Annotated in this window: 2 protein-coding genes; both read right to left on the bottom strand. The window is 63.3% G+C overall.

Annotation, left to right across the window (positions count from 1 at the left end; genetic code table 11):
- Window positions 1-98: 98 nt before the first annotated feature.
- A complete protein-coding gene (istB, locus tag ACTJLB_RS32355; RefSeq protein ID WP_440785654.1) occupies window positions 99-848 on the bottom strand; it encodes an IS21-like element IS408 family helper ATPase IstB in 750 nt (249 codons plus the stop codon).
- 15 nt (window positions 849-863) lie between these two features.
- Window positions 864-2,420 carry an IS21 family transposase gene (gene istA, locus ACTJLB_RS32350; RefSeq protein ID WP_440785653.1) on the bottom strand — a complete coding sequence of 519 codons (1,557 nt, stop codon included), beginning with the start codon at window positions 2,418-2,420 and terminating at the stop codon, window positions 864-866.
- Window positions 2,421-2,684 lie beyond the last annotated feature (264 nt).

Below are 2,684 nucleotides of genomic sequence, written 5' to 3'. Positions count from 1 at the left end.
TGCGGATTTCGGTGATGGTGATCAGTCGTTTCGGCGAACGTGATCGGTCTGGATGGTGGTGTTGCGCGGTCAATGGATTATAGCGACGGTGATCACGATCAGGCGTCAGCGGTTTCGGTTTTCGTTTTCTTTCTCATTGAATCTCCCTTGACCGGAAGCTTGTGGGCTTGATGCACGAGCCGGTCGAGAATCGCATCGGCGAGCGCGGGGTCCTGCAGCCACGCATGCCAGTGTTCGAGCGGCAACTGGCTGGTGATCACAGTCGAGCGCGTACCGACACGATCATCAAGTACTTCGAGCAGATCATTGCGCGCGGCCTGGTCGAGATCCTGCAAGCCCCAGTCGTCGAGGATCAGCACATCAATCTTCGCGAGTTGCGCGAGCCGGCGCGTGAAGCTGCCGTCGCCGTGCGCGATTTTCAGTTCCTCGAACAGCCGCGCGACGCGCACATAGAACACGGAGAAGCCCTGACGGCACGCCTGCTGGCCGAACGCGCAAGCGAGCCACGTCTTGCCTGCGCCCGTGGGGCCCGTCAGGATTAGGTTCTGCGCATTGCGCACCCAGTCGCAGCCGGCGAGCGTGGCGACGATGCGCTGGTCCAGCCCACGGGTTTGCCGGTATTCAATGTCTTCGACGCAGGCCTGTGGGTTCTTGAGCTTCGCGGCGCGCAGCAAACGTTCGAGTCGTCGCGTATCACGCCAGGCCAGCTCGCGATCGACGAGCATGCCCACGCGCTCCTCGAATGACAGGCTGGTGCTGGCCGTGAGCGTCGACTGCTCCTCGAACGCGCGGGCCATGCCGTCCAGTTTGAGCGCCTTCATCTGGGTAAGGGTGTGCTGCATCAACATCGTGACCTCCTTCGGTCAGTGGTAGTAGTCGGGACCGCGTACGTTCTCGTGCTCGGGGGAGCGCCATTCGGTGAGGCTGTTCGGGGGCGAGGACTGCAGGTCAAGCCCCGCTTCCAGGATCGACAGCACGGAGCGGCGCGTGGGCGAGCCGATCTTCAATGCGCGCTGGCACGCGGCTTCGAGGCGGTGTTTGCCGTACTTGCGCGCGAGCGAGAGCAGACCGAGACAGGCGCGATAGCCCATCTCGGGGTGGGGTTTGTTGGTCAGCAGATGCCGCACGACAGCTTCGGCGCCGGAGCCGATGGATGCGCCCCAGGTGAGCAGGCGACCCGGAGTCCATTCCATGTGCGCGCGATGCGCGGCGGGCATGTGTTCGGCGATGGTCGTGTGTTTGCCTTTGAGGCGCGAGCGAGCGTGCGCAGCGACACGCTTGCCGCCATGCAGGATCTCGACGCCGTGGCGTGTGATACGCGCCCAGACCTCCTGCCGTGCGAGGCTATGCGGGACGCTGTAATAGTGGCCGCCGACATCGACGTGGTAATCGATGTTCACACGGCACTTCTGGAAGGTGGCGATCTCGTAGCGACGCACGGGCAACGGGCGCAGGACGGGTTGGTCCAGCCGTTCGAACCATTCACGCCGGTTGCCTTCGAGCCGCTTGAACGGGCGCTGGTTCAGGTCGGCGATCAGTTCTGCAATGGCCTTGTTGAGTTCGGCCAGACTGTAGAAGCGATAGTGGCGCAGTCGGGCCAGCACCCAGCGCTCGACGATCTGCACGCCGACTTCGACCTTGGCCTTGTCCTGCGGTTTGCGCGGACGCGCCGGCAGCATCGCGGTGCCGTAGTGGTTCACGAAGTCCTGCGTGGTCGTGCCGAGTCCGGGTTCGTAACGGTCGGGTCGCGCGATCAGCGCCTTCGGGTTGTCGGGCACGAGCAGCTCGGGCACGCCGCCAATGAACTCTAGCGCATCGCACAGGCTGCCGATCCAGTCCGCCATCGTCTCGGTGCGCGTCGCGCACGCGAACGTGTAGTTCGATGCACCGAGGACGGCCACGAACACATGCGCCTCGAACTCGACGCCGCCATCGCGTGCGAGGATCGGCACGGTGGGGCCCGCGAAGTCGGCAAACAGCTTCTCGCCGGCGCGGTGCTGCTGGCGCATCGAGCGCTTGATCGACTTCGCCCAGTCCTTGTACTTCTGGCAGAACTGCGTGTAGCGGTAAGTCCGCTGGCCGGGGTTCGCTTCAGCGTATTCTTCCCACAGCAGTTGCAGCGTTACGCCCTTGCGCCGCAGCTCGCGATGCAATGCCGCGTAGTCGGGCTCAATGCGCCGGGATGTCGTTGCCGTGGCATCGGTTGGCGCAGGCTTCAGGCGTGCTTCCAGTTCATCATCGGACAGCGCTTCGGCTGCGGCCCAGTCGAGTCCCGCCTGGCTGGCCTGGGCAGCGAACTTCGACACGGCTCCGACGCTGATGCCAATGGCCCGGCTGATCTGCCGATGCGTCAGGCCACACGCCCACTTCAGTCGCAGGACTTCCTTCAATTTGCGCATGCTCATCCGAGGTGTCGGCATCAGCGCTTCTCCCGCAAAAAAGGGAGCAGGCTAACGCCGCCGGTGAATACATGCGCAACGCCACCGCCAGACTCAAACCCGGATTACGTTCCGGTTACGTGATCACCCGTTTCGGTCCCGTGATCGCTCATTCCGGCATCGTGATCACGCGTTTCGGAAACCTGTGATCAGCGATCACGATCAACCGAAACGGGTGATCACGATCATTCGGAATCCATGATCACGATCCGCCGAAATGCGTGATCACGTTCGCCGGAATACGCA

It is taken from the genome of Paraburkholderia sp. 22098, from assembly GCF_052045935.1.
In the GTDB taxonomy this organism is placed as follows: domain Bacteria; phylum Pseudomonadota; class Gammaproteobacteria; order Burkholderiales; family Burkholderiaceae; genus Paraburkholderia; species Paraburkholderia caledonica.
Note: the sequence above shows the minus strand (reverse complement) of the source record. Positions and strands in the feature narration are given on the sequence as shown.

Bases quoted from the DNA above. Each gene is read 5' to 3' on its own strand.
- istB (WP_440785654.1), bottom strand. From the start codon at position 848: ATGTTGATGCAGCACACCCTTACCCAGATGAAGGCGCTCAAACTGGAC.
- istA (WP_440785653.1), bottom strand. From the start codon at position 2,420: ATGCCGACACCTCGGATGAGCATGCGCAAATTGAAGGAAGTCCTGCGA.